This is a genomic window from Sporosarcina luteola, from assembly GCF_023715245.1.
GTDB lineage: Bacteria > Bacillota > Bacilli > Bacillales_A > Planococcaceae > Sporosarcina > Sporosarcina luteola_C.
In genome coordinates, this window is sequence record NZ_JAMBNV010000001.1 from 595,670 (window position 1) to 618,835 (window position 23,166).

Annotated in this window: 20 protein-coding genes; 14 read left to right on the top strand and 6 right to left on the bottom strand. The window is 46.7% G+C overall.

Annotated elements, in window-relative coordinates:
• Positions 1-27 precede the first annotated feature (27 nt).
• Positions 28-1,824 carry a PKD domain-containing protein gene (locus M3152_RS02755; protein ID WP_251693672.1) on the bottom strand — a complete coding sequence of 599 codons (1,797 nt, stop codon included), beginning with the start codon at positions 1,822-1,824 and terminating at the stop codon, positions 28-30.
• 178 nt (positions 1,825-2,002) lie between these two features.
• Between M3152_RS02755 and M3152_RS02760 the strand changes: the two genes are divergently transcribed.
• From M3152_RS02760 to M3152_RS02795, 8 genes are read left to right on the top strand one after another with little or no spacing between them, the layout of a single operon-like run.
• On the top strand, positions 2,003-2,419 hold the full coding sequence (locus M3152_RS02760) for a hypothetical protein (protein WP_251693673.1): 417 nt from the start codon (positions 2,003-2,005) through the stop codon (positions 2,417-2,419).
• Positions 2,420-2,428: 9 nt separating this feature from the next.
• Positions 2,429-2,884: a hypothetical protein gene (locus M3152_RS02765; protein ID WP_251693674.1), complete on the top strand. Its 456-nt coding sequence runs from the start codon at positions 2,429-2,431 to the stop codon at positions 2,882-2,884.
• 12 nt (positions 2,885-2,896) lie between these two features.
• The gene (locus M3152_RS02770; RefSeq protein ID WP_251693675.1) at positions 2,897-3,478 is read left to right on the top strand and encodes an SCO family protein; all 582 of its coding nucleotides are present in this window, start codon (positions 2,897-2,899) and stop codon (positions 3,476-3,478) included.
• Between the two features lie 18 nt (positions 3,479-3,496).
• Complete coding sequence (locus M3152_RS02775; RefSeq protein WP_251693676.1) at positions 3,497-4,252, top strand: hypothetical protein; 756 nt, start codon at positions 3,497-3,499, stop codon at positions 4,250-4,252.
• A 3-nt stretch (positions 4,253-4,255) separates the two neighbouring features.
• Positions 4,256-4,546, top strand: a complete 291-nt coding sequence (locus tag M3152_RS02780) for a hypothetical protein (protein WP_251693677.1) — start codon at positions 4,256-4,258, stop codon at positions 4,544-4,546.
• Positions 4,547-4,563: 17 nt separating this feature from the next.
• Positions 4,564-4,839, top strand: a complete 276-nt coding sequence (locus M3152_RS02785; protein ID WP_251693678.1) for a hypothetical protein — start codon at positions 4,564-4,566, stop codon at positions 4,837-4,839.
• 17 nt (positions 4,840-4,856) lie between these two features.
• A complete protein-coding gene (locus M3152_RS02790; protein ID WP_251693679.1) occupies positions 4,857-8,498 on the top strand; it encodes a multicopper oxidase domain-containing protein in 3,642 nt (1,213 codons plus the stop codon).
• 18 nt (positions 8,499-8,516) lie between these two features.
• Positions 8,517-9,155, top strand: coding sequence for a hypothetical protein (locus M3152_RS02795; protein ID WP_251693680.1), 639 nt, complete (start codon positions 8,517-8,519; stop codon positions 9,153-9,155).
• A 72-nt stretch (positions 9,156-9,227) separates the two neighbouring features.
• Here the strand turns inward: M3152_RS02795 and M3152_RS02800 are convergent, their stop codons facing one another.
• Both M3152_RS02800 and M3152_RS02805 read right to left on the bottom strand, forming a co-directional pair.
• On the bottom strand, positions 9,228-9,500 hold the full coding sequence (locus M3152_RS02800) for a hypothetical protein (protein ID WP_251693681.1): 273 nt from the start codon (positions 9,498-9,500) through the stop codon (positions 9,228-9,230).
• A 331-nt stretch (positions 9,501-9,831) separates the two neighbouring features.
• A complete protein-coding gene (locus M3152_RS02805; protein ID WP_251693682.1) occupies positions 9,832-10,539 on the bottom strand; it encodes a DNA alkylation repair protein in 708 nt (235 codons plus the stop codon).
• 225 nt (positions 10,540-10,764) lie between these two features.
• Here M3152_RS02805 and M3152_RS02810 point away from each other — a divergent pair, with 225 nt between their 5' ends.
• Positions 10,765-12,090 carry a serine hydrolase domain-containing protein gene (locus tag M3152_RS02810; RefSeq protein WP_251693683.1) on the top strand — a complete coding sequence of 442 codons (1,326 nt, stop codon included), beginning with the start codon at positions 10,765-10,767 and terminating at the stop codon, positions 12,088-12,090.
• Between the two features lie 162 nt (positions 12,091-12,252).
• Here the strand turns inward: M3152_RS02810 and M3152_RS02815 are convergent, their stop codons facing one another.
• Positions 12,253-12,606 (bottom strand): DUF192 domain-containing protein, encoded by a 354-nt coding sequence (locus M3152_RS02815; RefSeq protein ID WP_353056613.1) that lies wholly within the window; start codon positions 12,604-12,606, stop codon positions 12,253-12,255.
• Positions 12,607-12,871: 265 nt separating this feature from the next.
• Between M3152_RS02815 and M3152_RS02820 the strand changes: the two genes are divergently transcribed.
• Positions 12,872-13,522, top strand: a complete 651-nt coding sequence (locus M3152_RS02820) for a plasmid pRiA4b ORF-3 family protein (RefSeq protein WP_251693684.1) — start codon at positions 12,872-12,874, stop codon at positions 13,520-13,522.
• Between the two features lie 111 nt (positions 13,523-13,633).
• Here M3152_RS02820 and M3152_RS02825 read toward each other — a convergent pair whose 3' ends face one another.
• A complete protein-coding gene (locus M3152_RS02825; RefSeq protein WP_251693685.1) occupies positions 13,634-14,185 on the bottom strand; it encodes a DoxX family protein in 552 nt (183 codons plus the stop codon).
• Positions 14,186-14,570: 385 nt separating this feature from the next.
• Between M3152_RS02825 and M3152_RS02830 the strand changes: the two genes are divergently transcribed.
• A complete protein-coding gene (locus tag M3152_RS02830; RefSeq protein WP_251693686.1) occupies positions 14,571-16,097 on the top strand; it encodes a Na+/H+ antiporter NhaC family protein in 1,527 nt (508 codons plus the stop codon).
• Positions 16,098-16,418: 321 nt separating this feature from the next.
• On the opposite strand, the gene M3152_RS17955 is transcribed toward M3152_RS02830, so the two are convergent.
• Positions 16,419-18,152 carry an ABC transporter ATP-binding protein gene (locus M3152_RS17955; RefSeq protein WP_285846883.1) on the bottom strand — a complete coding sequence of 578 codons (1,734 nt, stop codon included), beginning with the start codon at positions 18,150-18,152 and terminating at the stop codon, positions 16,419-16,421.
• A 119-nt stretch (positions 18,153-18,271) separates the two neighbouring features.
• Here M3152_RS17955 and M3152_RS02845 point away from each other — a divergent pair, with 119 nt between their 5' ends.
• Genes M3152_RS02845 through M3152_RS02855 form a run of 3 tightly spaced genes read left to right on the top strand, consistent with a single transcriptional unit; the run spans position 18,272 to position 23,065 of the window.
• Entirely contained in the window at positions 18,272-19,687 is a 1,416-nt protein-coding gene (locus M3152_RS02845) for an ABC transporter permease (RefSeq protein WP_251693687.1), read from the top strand.
• A 13-nt stretch (positions 19,688-19,700) separates the two neighbouring features.
• Positions 19,701-21,197: an ABC transporter permease gene (locus M3152_RS02850; protein ID WP_251693688.1), complete on the top strand. Its 1,497-nt coding sequence runs from the start codon at positions 19,701-19,703 to the stop codon at positions 21,195-21,197.
• 53 nt (positions 21,198-21,250) lie between these two features.
• Entirely contained in the window at positions 21,251-23,065 is a 1,815-nt protein-coding gene (locus M3152_RS02855; protein WP_251693689.1) for an ABC transporter substrate-binding protein, read from the top strand.
• Positions 23,066-23,166 lie beyond the last annotated feature (101 nt).

The window sequence follows — 23,166 nt, forward strand, 5'->3', positions numbered from 1 at the left end:
TTCATTGAACTGTTTCTCATTGGGCATTCATCTGCGAATCGTAATGGGTACAGATGGAAGTGTGCCGCCGGAGCTGGATTGGATGGAGATTGCCCTCGTTTCATCCGGTTGGATAGTAGACCCCTCGACGCGGAATCCCCATTCGCCAAGTGCGTCGACCGGCACTTGAGCAAGAAGAACACCTGAAGCTTCATTTCCGATGTAGATTGAAATAGCGGCACCAGTACCTAACACATCCGAGGTTCCGGTAATTCTCCATTCTGCATCCCGTGTCCGGAATTCTGCCCGGGTGACCGTTATAGTACCTGTAGGTGTCGGGGTGGAATTAACCACATGGATGTGCACTTGATCGGTGGATGTACCTTCTTCACCGATGACCGTTAATTGAAAGATTAGCGTCTCTGTTGTGTCAGGGGCTATGAAAGAGGGGGTTAACGTATCTTCGTCTAGTAGTGCAACGGGTGTACCTGCCAGTTGTGTCCAAGTAAATGAAGTTATCGTGCCCGTTGAACCGGAGCCGTTCAGTGTCACCGTTGCGCCGAAAAGCACAGTCGCATCATCCCCGGCGTTTGCTGCAATTGGGGCTGGTGGAGACGGAGTACCGTTGACGGTTACCGGGATTGTTCGACTCCCACCAGCTGTAGAGCGAATTGTCACAGTGGCGGGGGCAGATGGGAGATTCATCGTAAGCCCGGCCGATGGAATGATGAGTTCCCCAAGTCCAAAGTCTTCTGCGGATAATGTTGGCGTACCGACTGCGTCACTGGAAACTGCTTGGATCGTCAGGTTTTGCGAATCGATATCAAAGTTTGCAGAAGCTGTAATGAAGTCGATGGGTGCCACATCTTTACGGCTGTCCGGCTCATCGCTCACATTTGTAACGGTAATCGAACTAGGTGGACGGTTTCCGGTAAATTGGACTCTCGCAAAATACAGTCCATTGCTTCCTGCTAATACGGTAGGGTCAAGCCCTGTCCCTGTCACTTGTATCAATTGATCGGTATCGTCGGAAGTAGCAAACACATCGATGACCCCAACATCCTCAGCGGTTTGGGTGTACGTTGCCCTTGGGACATCGACACCGGAAATTGTGGAAATTTTACCTAGCAGACTGAAGTTTCTCGTCTCAATGCAGTGGTCCGGATCAAACCCCGGTGTGGTGGAACGATCTGGCGAGCCGATTCCGATGCCGGGACCTTCAATGCGGAAATAGTTTTGTGGTTGCCCGGACTGGTCGACAAATGGACTTCCGATAATGGGGTGAAGCACGTTCGGATCACCGATGTATCCTGCGGGAGCTGCTGGTGCGACAGCCGGATCCCATTGCAGAAAAGGTTGGACACGGCTATTCAATACAACGTCAAAGTCTACGCCGTTCATTCCTCCAAAGTCTTCCGTGAAATTGATCTCTCCGACTGTCGGATTACGAGGATCGGCTTCTGCTATAAACGTGTCAACTCCATACGGGTGAGTGACGGTGTATTGTGCATTGGCTTGTAAACCGTCGACACGTACGCGGACTCTTGCAAACACGATTTGTTCAGTATCCCTTGGCACTTCATTCACAAATGCAGCTTCCAGCGCCAACACGAGCCTTGCCCTTTCCCCGGTGCCTGTCGTCATTTCCGCTTCTGCGAGTAGATAAAATCCCTCATCCGGATAGTTGTCGGGAAAAGATACAGGTTGTGTAGGTGCGGGTAAATCAGCGGATGCAATGCCCGAGAATGGATCAGTCGGGTCAACGTTCAATTGGAGGCGCAAGCCATTTTCATCCTTATACCAAATTGGAAAACCATCAAACGGATTGATGGGGCCAAGTCTCATAACATCTCTCCTAATAAAATGATAACTAAGGGAAACCACATCCCCTGAATCTACTATATGCCCAAGACTTTTGTAGAGGGGGGACAATTGAATCAGTGCGCCCTCTTTTATAGGGGCATTTCACTAGGACTAGTTTCATTTGGAAACAAATCGCCATAGCGTAAGTAGAGGTGAGGTCTTGGATATACCCATTTGGCTGTTCATCTATGTAGATAGTTGCTTGTTTCTCATCTTTTATTTGTATGTACGGAAAATCAAAAAGCGGATCGGTTTTCAATTGGGGATGAATATAAGCATGGTGATGGGTGGAATGATTGCAATGCTTTCGGGTGTTCTGTTCATTCATCAATTTCCTTTCCATTTCACGTATATTACAATGCTCTCCGCCCTGATCGGAATGGGATCGGGGGCCTTATTCGGCAAACTTTTTGATTATGAGACGTTTGTAACGGGCCTGACAAATGGGGCCGTTGTCGGATTAATGGCACCGATGATCGGGACCGTTGTCGAGATGCCCGGTAGATTCGTTTGGGGCCTCCACATTTTATTCGCTATGAGCATGGTTATGATTTTGAGTTCTGTTATAAGGTCGTGAGGCGACTTGTTGCTCATACTCGTTTTACTTCTGTGGAATGTCGGCGAGATGGTTTATATTTATAGGGTATTCCGGAAGAAGCAAACCCTTTTTGACGATCGGTATACGAAGACGATGTGCATGGCGCTGTCCTCGATTTCTTCATTCGTCATCGCCCTTTATTTGCAATTGCTTCTCCCTCCTCACCCGGTTACGTATTTTCTTCCTTCCTGCGCAGGACTTTGGATTGGTTGGAAGTTCGGTTCATTCATGAAAGCTCCTTCCTCTTTGAACGGAATGTATAACGGCGCTCTCGGCGGCATAATGGGCATGATGTTTGGCGCTGTCCTTCAAAACCCGGCGATTTGCAATATCCCGATTGAAACGGAAGCATCATTCACCTCTAATCTAGTGAGCCTCGTCCTTTTTTGCGCCGCGCTCCATACGCTTGTCCATCATTTCATACGCAAATCGCTGACAAAATAGGAAGGGATGAAGTTGCTGAAACTCGTATGGGGTATCGTTGTTCTCACTCTTGGGTTGGCTGCATTCTACTTTTTTTGGCCTCGCGCGCTTGACCTCCCGCAAATCGGAACTGTGGAAGAATGGCCATTTACCGAGGTGAATGGAAAAGAGGTTTCACAGCAAGATAAGCCGAAGCTCGTGACCTTTTTCTTTACCAATTGTCCGGATGTCTGCCCGATGACTTTCATTGAATTACAAGAACTCCAGGGGGAGATGCAGAAAAAAGGAATTGCGGACGATGAGTACATCATCCTGGCCGTTACGCTGGACCCGGAATTTGATACGGAGGAACGAATACGTCAGTATGCAGAAAATATGGGGATAACGGACCCCAATTGGTTGTTTCTAAGAGGTACGGAAGAAGAGACGAAGCAATTTACGCGAAGCTTTCATTTCACATATACGAAAAATGCCGAAGGGTTTGTCACCCACTCCACTTCGATGTATATCGTCGATCCAGAGGACCGTATCCGATCGCTTCATAACATGGCCGTTGGAACGAAACGGGTGAATGTCGAGGGAATTGCCGACCAATTGGAGCAGTTCATCAAATAAGGGAAGGGGGTTCCAAGCATGTCCAATGAGTTCAGTGAGTTGGCGACGGGCGAGCATCAGGAGTCCAACAAGCCGAGTTTTCCACCGTATTCATCACCGACGAGCGCTGTTTCAGCGGAGGAAACACGGATTCTCACAGAATATATCCAACAGAAAAATCTATTCCATGTCATTCGCCGAGACGAATCCCGACGGAAAACCCTTCTGTTAAAACAGTTTTTTAAAATGAAACGGCATCAGCAAGTTAGCATTATTTCAGCAGTCAATCAGAATGAAACGATCACTACCGTGGGGAAGGTTGCCACAATCGGCAGAGATTTTGTTATGGTAACCGATTTGAAAAAGAGGACTTGGATTCCGTACGAAGCCATCGACTCCGCTACCATCCCCTTTGGATTTCCTACCTATTCAACCCCGCATCAACACCATATCTATGACAATCAACTTCAGCAAAAGCTTGTATTGCGCTTCGGGGAGACCGTAGCTGCAAAAGATGCATTGGTTCGTCAATTTTTTGAGGAAACGCTCCATACGAATCTTTCGACTTGGAATGGTGTCTGGGTAGAGGTCGACACAGTGGAATGTTCATTTTTCGGGAAACTGAAAGGCGCTTCCAAAACGGAATGCGTTTTACAACGAATGAGCAGTGAACACCGGATCCCGTTAAGCGAAATACGATCCATAACAACGATCGGGCCAGTTTCTCTATGGAAACGGTTCGGGAAACAAGTCGTCACGGCCTGTAGCGAAAGAATAAAGGGATGGAGGGCGTAGGGAATGGAACAAATAGAAGAAAATTTGCAAGGGAAGTTAGAGCTGTTGAAAGGGGAAGAGCTGCTCGTCATTACGAAAGCGACACAATTGAATTTATTAGGTCAAGTGTTCCGGCCCATTTTTTCTGGGACGGTGTCAGATGTCCAACTGGGCCATATAACGTTAACACCCGTCATTATAAAAATGGTGAATGCGCCGTTTTATCGGTTTCCTTTTCCGTTAAGCATTCCCCTTGAGCAGATCGTCTCGTATTCAACCGATGTGCCGAGTGATATGGCATTTCCACTAACATAAGCGAGGAGGGATGATAATTGGTTCAATCATTCAATGACAAAAAAGAGGAAGGGATCATCCATTATTTCCGGAAGAATATCGGGCGCCGAGCATTTATGTTAACCGAGGCGTTTCCTTTTATGTTCATTGGGAAAATCAAGTCGCTTGTTGAAGACATGGTCGTTTTGGATGTGGAGACGACATCCGTCCCCGCATTGGAGGGAAAGGAGTGGACGGTGCATATCCATTCCATTGAAGTCTTCTATATTGAAACAGGGATTGGTGCCAAGATTCCTCATCTGAAAGACAGCTAGAAAAGAGGGGGTTGTCAATGCTTAGAACGTATCACGTTGTGGCTATTCCGATTCGGATTGTCTTGAACACGTTTGGCGACCATAATCCGAACGGAATGATGTATGTGTTGAAAGAGAACGAAGAAAAAGTGAAGCAGTCGGTGAAGGAAAATCCGTTCATGCCGGTACATCTCGTACAGCCTCTCATTATTCGGGCGAATGAAGGGGATACGGTGGAAATCCTGCTTGAGAATAAATTGCCGTTCCACGCAGGGCTTCATTTCCAGCAAGCGGAGTATGATGTCCGGACTGCGGATGGCGCGAACGTCGGGTTGAATGAAGATAGTACGGTGCCGCCTGACGAATCAAATGTGTACCGGATCCACGTTGTGAAAGAAGGAATCTATTTCTTTTCGGATTTGGGGCACCCTTCCAGCAGCGAGAACGGCTCGAATGGAAATGGATTATTCGGAGCTCTCTTCGTTCAACGGCGTTTTTCGTGGTGGACGGATCCGGAGACCGGGAAGCCGATGAATAGTGGGGTGTATGCGGATATCCACCATCCTATTTTGCCATCATTCCGCGAGTATGCATGGGTGTTCCATGATGAAATGGAAGTGGATGATCTGACCGGGAATCGGCCGATCCATCATTTGACCAACCAAGAGGAAAGTTCGTTCCACGGCGCCAATTATCGGTTTGAACCGATTAACCGACGGCAACAGTTGATTGCCGAAGGGGTGGTCTGCCCCAATTGTGAAGGGGAGGAAGTCCACCATGATTCGTGGGTGTATGGAGATCCCTCGACACCAATTTTACGCGGCTATGTCGGAGATCCCGCGAAGGTCCGAGTCGTTCACGGGGGTGTAAAAGAGACGCATGTTTTCCATTACCATGTCCATCAATGGCTGAGTGATCCCGATGATCTGGAATCAGAGATTATTGACGCTCAATCGATCAGTCCGCAAACCCATTATACTGTGGAACCGCTTTACGGATTAGGCAGCTTGCAAGGTTCATTTGGCGATTCGATCATCCATTGCCACTTATACCCGCATTTTGCGGCGGGCATGTGGGGACTGAACCGGGTTTTTAATACGCTTCAAGATGGAAGCCAGTGCTATCCGAATGGCGTTCCGATCAAGCCGCTGCACCCGTTGCCAGACCGGAAAGCGCCGCCTAAGCCGACAGCCGAAAGACCGGGGTTTCCGAATTTCATTCCCGGCAAGGTGGGCTATAAAGCACCCCGTCCACCGCTTGGCATCGTAGGGGGGCGCGGGCTGACAGAGTTGGAGCGGCATGCCGCGATCGAGAATCCAAGACCTGGAGCCGTCTTTACGGATCCCTGCCCCGAAGACGCACCCATCCGGGAATTTAACATCTCGTTAATCGAGCTGCCCCTTACGTACAATAAGCAAGGATGGCATGATCCTAAAGGAAGAATATATGTGCTGGATGAAGACTTGGAAGATATTTGCGCAGGGAGGAAAGAGCCGGAGCCACTCGTCATTCATACGCCTGCCCATACGGCTTTTACAATCAATTATACGAACCGTTTGCCGCATATTTTGGACGGGGATGCTTTTCAACTAGTCACCCGGGTATATGAAACCGGGTTTCATATCCACTTTGTCAAATTCGATGTGCTAGTGAACGATGGGGCGAATGTGGGCTGGAACTATGATTCCTCCGTATTGCCGGGTGAGACAATCCAGTACTGCTATTATGCTGAGTCCGAATTGAAAGCGTGGTTTTTCCATGATCACCTCTATCCGAACGCCCATCAACAGCATGGTGTTTTCGGTTCTGGCGTCGTCCATCCCCGCTTTACGGAATTCCTCGACTTGCGAACAGGAGAGCCTGTCGTGCATGGAACACAAATTACTTCTATGAATCCATTGATACCGGATTACCGGGACTTTGCATTATTTGTACAGGATTTCACTTTATTGTTTGATAAAAATGGAAAACCGCTGCAACCGCCAAAGTTTCCAAGTTCCGATGACGATCCGGGTTTATTCGGCGTGAATTATAAGAACGAACCGTTGCAATTCAGGTTAGGGAAAGATTGCGATCCCGCTTATACGTTCAGCTCTTATACAAATGGAGATCCCGTTACCCCTATTTTAAGGGCATATGAAGGGGATTCGATCCGGATCCGGCTGCTGCAAGGCTCGCAGGAAGAGTCCCATAGCTTCAACGTGCACGGGCTTAGATGGCATAAAGAGCGAGGCAGTTTGAACTCGTCGTTGAAAGAACAGCAACATATCGGAATCTCGGAATCCTTTACGATGGAAACATATATCGAAAGAGCGGGCGACTACTTATGGGCGTTTGAAACGGAGGAGGATTTATGGAACGGGCTATGGGGATTGATCCGGGCGTATGATGAGAAAGTACCGGATTTAATCTCATTAACTGACCGACCCGAGCCGTTAAAGCGTTCCAAACCGTTGCCGGAATACACGGGTGACAAGCCGCCGCAAGCAGAAGATCCAACTGTCCTCCCTGTGGAGGGGCCGGTCCGCTATTTTGACGTTGTCGCTTTCCATACGAAGCTGATTTATAACGACTTTGGCGACCATGATCCGCATGGCATCATTTTCGCCTTGAAAGAAGATCAAGAGGCCATTGTAAATGGAACGAAAAAGCCGGAGCCACTCATTATCCGGGCCAATGTGGGGGATACCGTGGAAGTGACGTTGACGAGCGAGTTGGAATTGGCGAAGTTTCCGTTTCCGGATGGGATCTATCCTTATCCTATTGTAAAAGAGCAAGCGTATTATCCACCTTCTTTACGCATTTCCCTGCATCCTCAATTGATACAATACGATGTCAAAACGTCTGCCGGGGAAACTGTCGGATTCAATGGCGACCAAACGGTAGGACCCGGGGAGAAACGGACGTATCGTTGGGTGGTGGATACCCAAGTAGGCGCTGGTGGGCTATGGGATATGGCGGATATCCGGAACCATAAATCACAAGGAGCGTTCGGGGCCTTCATCGCAGAGCCGAGAGGAACGGAATATGTTGATCCGTATACGCTGCAACCCGTTGCATCGGGAGCGAATGTTGTGCTCCGGAACCCTTTCTTGGCCGATATTCGGGAGTTTGTGGTCATTATGCATGATGGGGTGCGGTTGTACGATAAGCAAGGGCAGGTCATCTTTGACCCGGTTGACGGAATTTTAGTCCCGCCGCCAGAGTTGGACGAAGATTTACTCGATACGTACGATCAAGGTTCCCGGGGAATTAATTATAGAAGCGAACGATTGATCAATCGTTATCGAAAACATCCGAAGCTGCATGAGTTGTTCAGTTCGAAAGTGTTCGGAGATCCGGCGACTCCCGTTTTTGAATGTTATGCAGGAGATCCCGTAACCATCCGGCTCGTGACGCCGGCTGAAAGAAGAAGAGCACATTCTTTCCATTTGCATGGACATCGTTGGCGATTTGATACGAAGGACATCGAATCGCGGACAGAAGCCTTTGTCGGATTTCATGTCGCGGGAGCGGCGAAGAACTTGGAATTGCTTGGAGGAGCAGGGGCCTATGGGAAATTTCCGGGGGACTATCTGTACCGATCCGGGAATATCCGTTGGGATATCGAACAAGGCATGTGGGGCATTTTGCGGGTCCACGATAAACCGAATGCTGAACTGCCGCCTTTGGAGCAATAGGGAGAGGAGGGGTGAAAAATGAAAAATGAAGAGAATCGGAAGGAATGTCCGGAAATCCTCCCGAACCCTCAACTCCCTTCTCCGACGGATAACCCGCCTCTTGAACTCCTTGAAAAGATATATGATGCCAATGAGTTATTGCTGGATTTGGCTCTATCGGATGAGCGATCGGCGAATGAAATATATCAAAAAGTGTTCGATGGATTAATTGGCTTGTCCGTTGAAGTTCCCATTCGAGCCGGAAAGCCTGTAGTGGGAAGGGTGACGCTCGCAGGTTTCGATTTTGTCGTACTCCAAGCAGAAAAAGTCACTTTCATTGTACCGTATGTACAAATCGAAAAAATCAAGCCCGCAGGCCGATTTGCCGAATCTTTTCCTGACCCGAGACTAAAGGACGCCTCCCCGGGCTGTCAGCAGGCACTGACCTTCCGTTTCGGTGAGATGGTAGCTTCCTCGCCTGAATTGATCCACCTGTTCTTTAGAATCCGGTTGGACGTCTATTTGCTGACTCTGGAATCACATTCACTTCAGGTTGTTACGGAAGATGCGACATTCCTGGGAACTTTAGAAGAGGTAAACAAAGAAACCATCAGTCTTTCCATGAAGGAAAAGGATATTGAGATTCCAATTGGTGCGATCTGTCTTATTCAAGTGTAGGTACTAAAAAAAGAAGTCAGCTAGTTCTCCACGGTAGCTGACTTCTTTCTGATTGGATCGTTACTGATCAGGTCAGTGCGGCTTCTGACCGGAAACTTCCACATATACGATTTTATCGATTGAAAAGATCCAAGACCGTCCGATTGGATGCTCCCGCTTTTCGGTCGCCGACTCTTCTTCGATGTCCACTTCTATTCCTTCCGGATCTAAGGCAAGAGTTGTCTCACTTTCTGCGGAATGGGTGTCTGCCAGGAGAACTTCAACAAAATTAGACCCGACCGAGATGATGGTCCCTTTTACTTCAGTACCGTCCTCAAGCTTGAACTGCGCTTCACACCACAACAATCGGTGGAGCCTAGAAAGGAGTCCGTTTTGCAATCCAGCCAATCGGATACTGAAGTGATGGCAACCGCTGCACCGACAACAACCACAGTGGCTGTGGGAGTGCCCACAACAATCGAAGTGGCAGTATGTTGAGCAACACCTGCCTATCCATTCATAATTCTCATTCCGTCTATGCGAACAGCAGCAATTATGTGAACTCATACGATAACCTCCCTACGGCTTCACCCTTACTATATGTCGTAATCTGGGAAGTCCTTGGTTGGTCAACCTATGGGCAACTACAACAAAAAGGCATTCATCCACATTGGATCAATGCTCTTGAAGCTACTGTTTAACATCTTACATACTTGCGTTTAAAGCCAATCCTTCCTCGATCAATTTCCTTTTGGATGTTTTCGTAAGCGTTGAGGATGGCAGGTTTTTTATTGTCCCGTTTCATTTCGACTGGTCCCATTGCCTTTGCCGTTTCGACCGCCAGTTCATGGAGCGGTAAATAGGAGAAGCCGACTGTGTACATGAAGTTGTTCATGGCGGACTTTGTTCTTTCTGGCGCATCGTGAATCGTGTTATTCACTAATTCTAGCATGTCGGCAAGCTTGTCCGATGAGAATTCAGCGTCAGGACGGTTCCCGAGCAGCCAGCAATAGCAGCTCCAGCCAGCTGACATCCTCAGTTCGTCACCGCAAGCGATCCATTTATCGGCAACTTCTTGTGCGATATCCGCTTCCGCCAACGTGACCGCCACGACATAATCGGACAGCATATAAAAATACGCAGAATCCATCCAACGGTCAAAATCCGTCGCAGTCATTGCTTTCGGGTCTGCAATGATGCCTGCGAAGTACATGGCGTCGTAGTTCCCAGTCGCGTAGAGTTCTTCCGCCAAAGCTTGGTCTATTCCGATTTTCTTAGCAATCGGCTTCATTGCGCCCGTTGCGACGCCGAATAGCGGCTCATGGGCGCCATTGGACATGTATATTTTTTTCGTGCGTTCCTTGCCGAGCGCTTCGAGTTCTTGCATAACTGATTTTAAATCCAATGTGTTAGCACTTCCTTCTTAGCAATTTGCTTTTTACTTATCTAATCCCACTTCATTATCCTGCAACGAACTGCAGTTTGTCAGTAATACACATCTCACTATACAAGAAAACTGAACTACTAATTCGTTTGGAGAGGTGATAGAATGTTAATTCGAAGTAAAACAATTGGAAAGATTCAACCCTTTAAATAACTTTTAGGGATTTGACTATTAACGAAAGGAAGGGTGCAATTGAGTCGATGGGAAGAATTTGAAGCATTCGTTGAAGAAACGATGGAAGCCGAACAAATACCTGGTATGGCAGTAGCGCTTTCTCAATATGGAAAGACTATTTACAAAAAAGGCTTTGGTAAAAGGGATTTGGATTCAAGTGAGCCTGTCACTCCAGAAACTATTTTTGGAATCGCCTCCATTACAAAATCATTTACAGCACTTGCCATAATGAAACTGGTGGAAGAAGGCAAAATAGAAATCGATGACGCAGTTACGAAGTACCTTCCTAGTTACCGATTGAAAGGCTATGATAATAGTAACGAAATTAAGATCCATCATCTTCTATCCCATACAACAGGGCTTGCTACAATGAAGAGAATGGAACAATTAAACGGATTTGAGGAACACCTTAGCTATATAAATGAAATAGAACGAACATACTTAGGGAAGCCCGGGGAATATTTTTGCTATAACAATGATATGTCTTTGTTGTTAGGAACTATTATTGAACGGGTGACTGGAGAAAATTATCAGGATTTTATTTATAAGCTACTATTGAAGCCATTGAAGATGGATAGGACAACTTACAATCTTGATGAATTACATAAATTTGATAATGTGACGAAGCCCTATATTTTAGACGGCGGCAAAGCAGAAATATGCAGTTGGCCGACCTTGGGGAACTATGCTGTCGGCGGCGGTATTCGATCGACAGTTACTGATTTGCTGAAGTATGGAAATGTATATGTAGGTGCGCTTGAAAAAGAGATCATCGGTCATCAATACACGGCGCGAATGGCAAAACCTGTCCACAAAATAAACAGAAATAGCTTTTATGGGTATGGACTTAAAACAACACCTACTTATTCAGGTGTTACATTGGTGGAGCACGGGGGTGGGCAGCCAGGTGTATCATCCAATTTCGGCTTCATTCCTGAGCGGGGAATTGTAGCGGTCGTGTTAACGAATTTGAGTGATGTAAGCGCAGATGCCATTTGGCTTGCAGCAGTGAATACTGTGTTAAATCTTCCGATTGACCAAAAGAGAAGTACAGAACCTTATTTTGAAATGAATCCTGCAAATTTCCTGCGCATGGTGGGTACATACAGATCCGGTGAGGGATCAGAAGTGGTAATCACTTTAGAAGATGGAATGATGACAGCAATTATTTCAAATAGGACTTACAAACTTCGTGCTAGTGATGAAAGAACTCTTGTCATACTGCCTATTGAAAAACCAATACAATTCTTTTTTGATGAAGAAAACAATGCGTGGGCAATATTTCTAGGGCTTCGAATGCTAGTGAAAAGCGCAAGTCACTCACCTGTAAGTTCCTAAGAAAATAAGGTGCCTGTGCAGCGCACTATTCAGTTTATTAACTACAATTGTATATTTTGGAAACGAAAAGTCGGCCATGAAAGCTAATGGCCGACTTTTCGTTGTATTTTCATACCTTAGGATGAATTGTCATAAATGCACCACGCACAGGCACCGACACAATTAGGTTTCATCAGTTGTGTTGAAATTGAATTGTAGTGTGTCATCTACGCGAATTTTCTCTTTTTTCACTGTGCCGAGGGGGAGGATAAGAGTTGAGTATGCTTTTTTTACAGGAGGCACGACTCGCCAAGGTCGACGATAAGACATTGATTTGATGACACGGTTTGATTTTGTGAGAAAGATGACGTCAATTGGATGCCTGATGAAAAACATACGGAGAGAATTGCAAGGTGTAAGAAGAAGACCTTTATTGACAAGCGGCCCTTTGTGACTGATACGCCCCTTGAATCTCTTCCAAAATGTATCAGCACGGTTGATTTGGAATGGTAGAAGAATAGTTTTAGAAATAACTATTGAGCCCCCTTTTTAACTCATCTTATTCTTTGTGAACTGTAAAGATGCATTGGAATGCGGAAGTTTGTTGTATGTCACCTTTAAGATAGCCCCTCACCGTTCAATAGGCGAGGGCTTTTTTGAGAGCTGTTTTATACATTGCGTTCAGAATAACTTTGTTTTAATAAGTGTGTACTATACTTTAAGTTTGTAATTCATGCATTACTGGCTTTTATCAACGTAGAGAATTAGTATAAGGACTAACTGTTGAAAGTGAGGTGTTTCCATGAAAGCATATATTGCAAAATTGACATTTGAAGATATTGAACCGCTGATTTGGAGAAGGGTTATAATGCCTGCAGGCGGAACATTTAATCGACTCCACGAATTGGTTCAAAATGTCACAAACTTTCAAAGCAAGTGGATCGATGAGCCGTATCATTACTTTGATGTAGAGGTAGATGGGCTTTTCATTACAAATAATCCTTCGATCCATGAAGAATATAAGAAGGATTTTAAGGGATTGACACTTAAACGTCCTTCCCATCTGAAGATCGATAAGTATTTTGAGGCAAGTGGCCAATTCTTGTATCGGTATGATTCAGGAGATGATTGGCGTATCATTGTGGATCTTGAGGATATCGTAGAAGATTACTATTTCGGTTTCCCGACTGTTCTTGCAGGAGAGGGGACAGCACCTCCTGAGGATGTTGGAGGTCCACCTGGATATGCTCATTTTTTGACGGTCTATCATGATCCGAAACATCCAGATTATTTGGCGATTCATGCGTGGGCAGAAGCGCAAGACTATAAGCTTTTTACTATGGACGTGATTAATCAACGTTTAAAATATAGTCAATACCAGAAAACCGAGTGGGATCGAATTGACCATGAAAACCATTATGTGAAATCGGATAAGTATCGGGGTCCAAAATAAATTTTTCGTCATATAAGAAATGAGAAGTCAGCCATAGATGTGAATGGCTGACTTTTTTGGATATTTGGGGAGCAGTCAAAATCTCATTGCTTCAATTCATAACCTCACCTATTAAACATTCTTTTTCCGATTCCATGGTGTTCCTAATTTCGGGAGCGCCCAACGATCGAGACCGTACCAGCCAGCTACTTTCCATGCGAGTACGAGCCAGGTTGCCAGGATGAACAGCATCGGATTTGAACTTAGCGTCCCTGCGAATAAGAAGCTTACATTCATTAAGGCTCCGAAGAAGGCTGCAATTCCGGTAAGTAATCCAAATATGAGGCCAAGACCAACTAAAAGTTCACCATACGCAACGAAGAAACTGAATAGCTTTGCATTTGGCAGCACGGTGTTTTCTAAGAATAGGGCATACCATCCCGAAACGTCTCCACCTTCCTGCGCTTTCGCCAATGCTCCGTTAATGAAACCTTGAAGTGCAGTCCCAGCGTGTTCGCCTGTCCATGCATCGCTAGTTACTTTACCCCAACCCGCTGTCAACCATGCGTACCCAACGTACAGCCGAATGACCAACCAAATGAAAGCAGAGCGTGTGTCACTAAATAAAAATCGTGATACCGGGTTTTCTGGCACAATAATGGATTTGTTGTTGTTATTTGTCATTAAAATTACCTCCTTTTTCCATCGTAACTCAGAGAAGTTATTTTGTATACTATGTTCAATACTTTGTTGATTTTGCACAAAGAAATTGTGTATATATAGTAACAAATTAGTCTTATAGAGGGAGATTAAGTTTAGTAAATATAGGTACCTGTGCAGCGTACTATTCATTTTATTAACTACAATTGTATAATTTATTAAATGAAAGTCAGTCGTGTAGGTTATCGACTGACTTTTCTTTGCGTATTTATACTGACAATTGAATTGTCATAATTGCACCATACACAGGCACCAGTCCTTGTTTCCAAAATCTATCATTGCATAATAAATAATATTTATGTATTATTATGCAAGTGTTTTAATTTTAAAATTGAAAGGAATGAACACTATGGAACATATGGGTTTGTTATCATTGATTCCCCCGCTTATTGCGGTTATTTTAGCGATTGTTACGAAGAATGTTATTATTTCACTGTTTTCCGGTGTTTTCGTTGGTGTTCTTATGCTTGTCGGAGGCAATCCGCTAACAGCGACGACAGGCGTGATCGGCGATTATTTATTCCCGCAGCTGACGGATAGTTATAATGCGGCTGTGCTTGTGCTTTTGTTTTTCATCGGAGGATTTGTCGCTCTTATGGAAAAGTCAGGCGGGGGAGCAGCGCTTGCTGCTGCTTCGGTCAAATATATTAAAACGCGGGCGAATGCGCAAATATCGGCTTGGTTCGGTGGAATTGTCATTTTCTTCTCTGACCTTGGGACGCCACTCATTGTCGGTCCTGTTTTTGAGAAGATTTTTGATAAAGTGAAATTGTCCAGGGAGAAGCTCGCTTGGATTATTGATTCCACTGCTTCACCGGTAGCCGTTCTTGTGCCGTTCATCGGTTGGGGCGTGTATATTATGGGGTTGATTCGTGCGGAGTTTGATAAGTTGGACATCACCGATTCTGAATTCAGCACTCTCATTCAAGTGATTCCATTCCAATTTTACGCGATTTTGACGGTGTTGCTCGTACCGTTGATTGCCTTTACGAAGCTAGATTTTGGACCGATGGCGAGAGCTGAAAACCGTGTACGCCAGACGGGCCAGCTTTATTGGCCAGAGTCGAAGCCGTTGCGGAAGGCAGAGGAAATGAAGGAATATACGACGGGCAGCCGCACAATTCTTATTTGGCTACCGCTTCTTGTTTTATTCTTTACGTTGTTCGGTCTGCTCGTCTCAAAGGGCTTTCCGGTCACTCCGGTTCCAGGCGGCGATTTCCGTGTCGCGCTTAGCACGGCGTATCTGTTTGCAGCCATTACGATTGTCATCCTCATGATTGTTTATAAGGTGAAGAAGTTCAATGAGATTTTTGATATTTATACAGCTGGGATGCAGAAAATGGTATACGTAGCGGTGACCCTAGTCCTTGCTTGGTCGCTTGGAAAGGTGATTGGTGAGATGGGAACGGCGGCTTTCATCGTAGAAGTGACGAAAGGAAACGTACCGGCGTTCATCATCCCTGCCATATTATTTGTCGTCGGTGCGGTCATGTCCCTCGCTTCCGGTACTTCTTGGGGGACGTTCGCCATCATGCTTCCGATTGCAATTCCGATGGCCATCTCACTAGATGCCCATATGCTCGTATGCATCGGGGCGGTTCTATCCGGAGGTATTTTCGGAGACCATTGCTCGCCGATTTCGGATACGACAATCCTTTCCTCGACAGGCGCGGGTGCAGATCATCTCGATCACGTCAAAACGCAATTCCCATATGCAGCTTTAAATGCATCCGTTGCTCTCATCGGGTTTGTCGTGGCAGGATTGACGGGAAGTGCATACACACTTATTTTAGCAATTGCAATCCTCCTCGTAGCGACGTTTGTTTTATCTAGACGGAATACAGTTAAAATGGGAGAAAAAGTGACCGTTTCTTGACGATGCCTCTTGACGGTGCCTGTGCAGCACACTATTCAGATTATGCACTACAATTGCATGTAAAAAAAGAGGAATCCAATGATTGCAAGATGTCATTGGATTTCTTTTGCATTTTCATCCGAAACGGTGAATTGTCATAAATGCTCCCTACACAGGCACCGGCTCAATTCAGTTTATTCACTACAATTGTATATAACAAAGGAGGAAGCCGACGTGGTCAACATGTCATTGGCTTCCTCTTGGATTTTTATCCATATTGATGAATTGTCATAAATGTGTCTTACACAGGCACCGATTGAAAAGGCACCGATTGAAGTCCGGTTACATTGCGACCCAGTGGCCTTTTGATACTTCTACCAATTGAGTGTTGTGTAGGTTGTAGCGGTCCGATGCCGAGCCTTCTTTCGGGATGTGGCGCTTTTTGGTTGCTTCGATCCGTGGGTCGGGGATCGGGATGGCGGAGAGCAAGGATTTTGTGTATGGGTGCAATGGATTGCTGTACAGTTCCTCGCTTTCGGCCAGTTCGACGATCTTGCCGGCGTACATGACGGCGACCCTGTCGCTAATATGCTTCACCATCGACAGGTCGTGGGCGATGAAAAGATAGGTGAGTCCGAGTCGGTGTTGCAGATCCTCGAGCAGTTCGACGATTTGGGTTTGGATGGAGACGTCGAGTGCGGATAATGGTTCGTCGCAGACGATGAAGTCGGGTTCGACGGCCAAGGCGCGGGCGATGCCGATGCGTTGGCGCTGGCCCCCTGAGAATTCATGGGGGTATCGCATGGCGTGCGCCGGTTCGAGGCCGACCATTTCGAGCAGCTCTTCCACTCTCTTTTTCCGTTCCGTTTTCGATTTGCTCAGTTTATGGATATCGAGTGCCTGCCCGATGATATCAAGCACCTTAAATCGTGGGTTCAACGATGAGTACGGGTCTTGGAAAATCATCTGCATGTGGCGGCGCATCGTTTTCATTTCAATTTTCGACAACCGATTGACGGCGATTCCTTGGTAGAGGATGTCGCCTGCTGTCGGTTCGTCGAGCCGCAAAATGGCACGGCCTGTCGTCGATTTACCCGAGCCTGATTCGCCGACGAGTCCTAATGTTTCCCCAGGACGGATGTGAAAGCTTATATCATCGACCGCTTTCGTCAATTCTCCTTTTCCGCTGTCGAAATGTTGCCGTAATGAATCGACTTGAACGAGCGGAATCGTCGTGTCCACGCCTGCTTTAATATGTGGTGTTCGTTTTGGCTTCTTCTTTTCATCAAGTCGGGGCAATGCGTTCAATAGTTTTTTCGTATATGGGTGCTGCGGGTTTTCAAAAATCTCAATCGTCGTCCCAGTTTCGACAATTTCCCCGTCTTTCATGACTACTACCCGGTCGCACATCCCCGCAACGACGCCGAAGTCATGCGTAATCAAAATGATGGACGTGTCGAAACGTTGCTGCATGTTCTTCATTAAATCCAGAATTTGTGCTTGGATCGTTACGTCAAGTGCCGTTGTCGGTTCATCTGCAATTAAGAGGGAGGGTCTGCATGCAAGCGCGATGGCGATCATTACTCTTTGTCGCATGCCTCCTGAAAATTCGTGAGGATACTGGTTATAGCGCTTCTCACTGTTTTTTATTCCGACAAGCTTCAACAGCTCGATCGCTTCTGTCTTCGCTTCCGCCTTCGATAACCCCCTATGCTTTACTAGGCTTTCGGCAATTTGTTTTCCTACCCGTATAGTCGGATTAAGCGAAGTCATCGGGTCTTGGAAAATCATACCGATCTCTTTTCCTCGGATGCTTTCCATCTCTTTTTCCGTCTTCAAAGAGAGGTCTTCCCCTTGGAACTCAATTTTCCCTTGCTTCATATACGATGGAGGGGAAGGGAGCAACCGCATGATGGAGCGTGCAGTGACGCTCTTTCCACTGCCCGATTCACCGACGATGCCTAACGTTTCCCCTCTCTTCACTTCAAAGTTCACTCCGCGGACTGCATTGAAATCTTCTTCCCTTCCGGCGAATGAAACATGCAGATCCGTCACGCGCAACACTGTCTCCGACATCAAAAATCCCCCTATCGGTCATCAAAATGAAAATTCGTAAATTGACAACAACTTAGTCTTTGAATATAGTATAGTATACCGATAGGGATTATACAATATAGGGAAGGAGGAGACTGCGGATGAAACTTGGCGTATCTGCCTTGCTCAAAAGAACGTTCCTAGAGACGCATGGAAGGCCGATGTATCGATTCTTGCTCTATTTGACGGGACTGCCTCTCCATTTACTTGTTACTCTCTTTTATTTATTGAAGAGAAAAAATAGTACATACGCAGCAACGATGGCAGGAGTCGAGTGGGAGCTAGCAGATGAAAAACGCAACTATTTAGTAGCATATGAGGGGCAATTGCATCGGAAAGCGGAATTTTTCGAGGAGAAGAGAAGCCACGAAGAGATTCATAGGGAGGCGGAAAAGCTGGCGGACGCACGGCTGAAGGAAGAGGCTGCGCGACGGGCTGATGAAAGGCTAACGCAAAACGGTGTGCGGAAAGAGACATATGCCGCATATTTCCTGTCTCTCCTTGACCGGCCGTTATTCCTCATCGCTTCGATTTTGCCAGGGAGTGTCATGTATTGTTGGCTGTTTTTGATGAGCAACCCATTTTTGAAATACATTATGGAGCGGCTCGTCCAAAGCGTGTTCGTCATTATCGGGGTTGGGATACTCGTTTTTACCATCCTTTATATTTCACCTTTCGATCCTGCTTCCAACATCCTTGGTGAGTCGGCGACGAAGGAGCAAATTGCCGCATTCAACCGCATCCATGGTCTGGATCTTCCATATTTGCAACAGTTATGGAATGCATTGAAAGGAATCGCGACGTTCGATCTCGGCTCATCGTTTGCGGGAAGTGAGGATGTTGCGTCGAGCATCAAGAATAAATTCCCGGTCACGTTTACGATTGCAATGTTTTCCGTCGTCATGGCCATTGTCATCGCTATTCCGGTCGGCATCTTATCTGCGACACGACCGAATTCGTTCTTGGATACGACATTCATGTTCATCGCTTTGATCGGTTTATCGATTCCGAATTTCTGGCAAGGTCTCATCTTCATCCTGAATTTCTCGATTAAGCTGAATTGGCTGCCTGCGACTTATAGCCCGGGAAATGTCTGGTCGATGATCATGCCAGTTGTTGTGCTCGGAACAGGGCTCACCGCTTCGATTGCAAGGATGATGCGTTCATCATTGTTGGAAATCATCCATGAGGACTACATCATTACGGCACGCGCAAAAGGGCTGACGAAAAGCCAGATGCTTTGGAAGCATGCGGTTGGGAATGCAATGATTCCGGTTATTACGGTCATCGGTCTGATGTTTGGCGGCATGCTCGGAGGTGCTGCGGTGACGGAGAAAGTGTTCAATATTAAAGGGATTGGCAGTTATATTGTGGATAAGCAATTTATTCCAGATATCCCAGCCATTATGGGCGGCGTCGTCTATATCGCGATTACGATATCGCTCGTGAATTTACTGATTGATATTTTGTACGCATTCCTCGACCCGCGTATCCGTTCGAAGATGAAACAATCGTAAAGCAGGTGAAAAGATGGAAGAGAAGCTGAAAAATCGGCATGCATTGGCTGTATCAAGGGAATACCCGCAAGCGAATTTCACTTGGATCATTTCGTTGATCCTCTCATTGATCTTCTTAGGGAACAGTTTCTCGTTCAAAACCGGGGACATGAATATGGTTCTGTTCGCATTTTTTATCGCTTATATAACAACGGCGCTATTTCAGTTTTTCATTGCGTGGCGAATGAAGCATGATCTGCTTGGCCGTGGGGAAATCCGGAAAGGGACCCGGCGGCTCGGGTATGTGCAGCTCATCAGTTTAGCAACTGGGAATGTGTTTGCTGCTGCATTCGCGTTCAATATCATCAATAAACGAAAGACGCCGGAATACACTTTTGCCGTCTATATGTTCCTGACGCAACTGTTCGTCATTGCGATTTCGGCAATGAATATCTTCAAGCCGTATGTTACGGACACATTTCCAGTAGCGATGGCCGTTTTGCTGGGTATTGCGGTGTTCCATGTAGCGGTTTTGATTATCGTGGCGAAGTCAGTGAAGGAAGTAGAGGCGCCGCAATCACTGGGAGTTGTGGCGATCATCGTTCTTCTCACTGCAATGACGGGCAATATTTTCGCATTGCTGCTCGGTTGGAGCCTGTTGTTGAAATCAATGAGCAACGACCGTTCGCGCATCATGAAATGGAATGTGATGTGGGAGAAGATTACGCGGAATTCCATGGCTGCCATGGGGATGTTTTTCATTATCCTTATGCTGACGATTTCGGTTGTGAGTCGGTTCACGTTCGATTATGATCTTGCGGTCGCAAATGATTACGGCAATATTTTGCAGCAACCAAGCCTTGCCTATCCGTTTGGCACGGATAACTTCGGCCGCGATGTGTTTTCAAGGATTGTGTTTGGTGCAAGGATTTCCTTGATCGTCGGCTTCGCCTCTACTGTCATTCCGGCGTTCATTGGCGGATTTCTGGGAGGGATTGCGGGCTACTACAGTACGCGGACAGATAATGTAATCATGCGTTTGCTGGATATTTTGTACGCGATTCCCGGAATCCTACTCGCCATTGCGATTATCGCGGCATTTGGCGCCAATACGATGAACTTGATCATCGCGCTCAGCGTCGGGTCGATTCCGACGTATGCGAGGACGATGCGGGCGAATGTGTTGATGGTGTCGAATTATGATTTTGTCGATTCTGCTCGCGCTTTGGGAACTTCGGATATGTCGATCATCTTCAAACAGGTTGTGCCGAATTCAATGGCGCCGATGATTGTGAAGTCGACGTTGACGATTGGCGGGGCTGTCATTGCGACGAGCAGTTTGAGTTATTTAGGGCTCGGCGTTGAACCGCATATTCCGGAGTGGGGGAATATTCTGCGGGTCGGAAGCACGTATTTGGAATCCCATTCGTATTTGGCGGTTTTCCCGGGGCTCGCCATCATTCTGCTCGTCCTTTCCTTCAACTTTTTGGGGGATGGGCTGAGAGATGCGCTTGACCCGCGGCTTGATTGACGGATCTTGTTAGTGGCGTCTGAATAAATACATTTAGAACAGGAGAATTGATTATGGGAAAAAGATTAGTAATCATGATGCTCGCGCTTATCGTTGTGTTGGCGGGCTGTGTGAAAACGAAGTCGGATGTGTCCGGTGAAAAGGATAGTGGAGAGACTAAAGGCGGCGGGGGTTCCGGCAAAGTGACGATAGAGTTGCTTGGAACGAGTGCTGGCGAGGAGGACATGAATATTGTCCGTGACCAGCTCATTAAAAATGGTTTTGACGTGAAATTGAATATCCAGCCGGACTACGGCAGCTTCAAGGCGCAGCGCGATGCAGGGAATTATGATATCGCGTTGTCCAGCTGGACGACTGTGACGGGGAATCCGGATTATGCGGTCCGTTCTTTATTTAAATCTGATGGTGATAATAGCAATATTAATGATTCTGAAGTGGACGGTTTGATTGAGAAGGCGAGCACTGAAACACCTGATGAATTCAAGGGGACGTATAAGCAGCTTGAACAGCGGATTGTAGGCGAGAAAGCGTATATTGCGCCACTTTATATCTCATTTAAAGCGCAAGGGATCAATAAAGATGTGTTGAACCCGGATACAGTCCGTCTTGCGAAGTCGAGAGCGATCGCATGGGAGACGATCGATTTCAATGATGCAGCAAAGCGCGATGCGGCGGCGTTAATCACTCAGCAGGCGATCGGATCGTTGACGTCGCTTGACCCGATCAAAGGGAACGACGGCTCGATTAATACGTTGAATACGAATATGTATGTGCGCCTCGTCAATTTGACGGATGACGACCAAGTTGTTTCGGACGGATCGCTTTCGTATAACTATGCGATTGGCGACGGAAATACGGATTATTATTTCATTCTCCGTGATGACATCAATTTTGTAAAAGTGGCGGACGGAAAAGCGGTCGATACAGGGGAGCGCGTTGGTGCGGATGATGTCGTGTTTTCATTGAACCGCGCGAAAGACAAGGATTCTGTGCCGGATCACCGGACGTACAGCTTGCATGAAAGCATGAAGGAAGTCGAAATCGTGACGGATCTCGCGGAGCTGGAAGAGGCGAAGGTTTCCGGCGGCGACGGGTCTATCCTGGAGGCTCTTAGTGAGGGGCTTGAATCTGAAATCGCGGAGCTTGTGGCAGACAAAACTGCCGCTGACAGCGGCGCAGGAAAATACCAAGTTGTCAAAGTGACGACAAAAGAGGCTTTCCCGCAAGTGCTGAATTATTTGGCTCACCAATCTGCTGGGATCGTATCAAAGCAGCAAGTTGAAAGCATTAATACGTATGACGTGGCGGCGTTTAATGTGAATAAAGATATTCCGTACGGCGACCAACGGACTGTGACGGAAGGTGCAACGTATGACAACCATCTATATGCGAGCGGTCCATATATTTTGGTGAAGAAAAACGACTACCAAGCGGACTTCGTGAAAAACCCGGCATACCGTGCGGGCAGCGAATTCGAACCGAAAATTTCTGAAGTGACGGTCCGTTTTATTGAAGACGCGGACAGTTCGTTGTCTGCATTGCGTAATGGCGAAATCCATCTATTCAACGGAGTGCCGGAAACGAAGTATGAGCTCGTCGAGAACGATGATAAGTTAGTATTGCAAAAGAACGACAGCAATGCAGTCACGTACTTGTTATTTAACGGAGCTGACCGGGAAGTTGCCAAAAGCGAAAACCTGCGGAAAGCCGTTCTCTATTCCATCAACCAAGACGAATTCTTGAACTTCTACCAAGGGAATAAGAAGAAAGCCTACTCCACAGTAAGCCCGTTAGTCGACACAGGCAACGAGCTCATGGCAGACCCGGCGAAAGTCAAAGAGTTCTTGGCGGAATATCGGGCGGAGTAAAAGCGGTGCCAATAAAAGCGGTGCCTGTGCAGCGCACAATTCAGTTTATTAGCTACAATTGTATAATCTAGAGATGAGAATCCGATCGAATTACCATTTGA

Bases quoted from the DNA above. Each gene is read 5' to 3' on its own strand.
- M3152_RS02755 (WP_251693672.1), bottom strand. From the start codon at position 1,824: ATGAGACTTGGCCCCATCAATCCGTTTGATGGTTTTCCAATTTGGTAT.
- M3152_RS02775 (WP_251693676.1), top strand. From the start codon at position 3,497: ATGTCCAATGAGTTCAGTGAGTTGGCGACGGGCGAGCATCAGGAGTCC.
- M3152_RS02780 (WP_251693677.1), top strand. From the start codon at position 4,256: ATGGAACAAATAGAAGAAAATTTGCAAGGGAAGTTAGAGCTGTTGAAA.
- M3152_RS02790 (WP_251693679.1), top strand. From the start codon at position 4,857: ATGCTTAGAACGTATCACGTTGTGGCTATTCCGATTCGGATTGTCTTG.
- M3152_RS02795 (WP_251693680.1), top strand. From the start codon at position 8,517: ATGAAAAATGAAGAGAATCGGAAGGAATGTCCGGAAATCCTCCCGAAC.
- M3152_RS02820 (WP_251693684.1), top strand. From the start codon at position 12,872: ATGAAAGCATATATTGCAAAATTGACATTTGAAGATATTGAACCGCTG.
- M3152_RS02825 (WP_251693685.1), bottom strand. From the start codon at position 14,185: ATGACAAATAACAACAACAAATCCATTATTGTGCCAGAAAACCCGGTA.
- M3152_RS02830 (WP_251693686.1), top strand. From the start codon at position 14,571: ATGGAACATATGGGTTTGTTATCATTGATTCCCCCGCTTATTGCGGTT.
- M3152_RS17955 (WP_285846883.1), bottom strand. From the start codon at position 18,152: ATGTCGGAGACAGTGTTGCGCGTGACGGATCTGCATGTTTCATTCGCC.
- M3152_RS02845 (WP_251693687.1), top strand. From the start codon at position 18,272: ATGAAACTTGGCGTATCTGCCTTGCTCAAAAGAACGTTCCTAGAGACG.
- M3152_RS02850 (WP_251693688.1), top strand. From the start codon at position 19,701: ATGGAAGAGAAGCTGAAAAATCGGCATGCATTGGCTGTATCAAGGGAA.
- M3152_RS02855 (WP_251693689.1), top strand. From the start codon at position 21,251: ATGGGAAAAAGATTAGTAATCATGATGCTCGCGCTTATCGTTGTGTTG.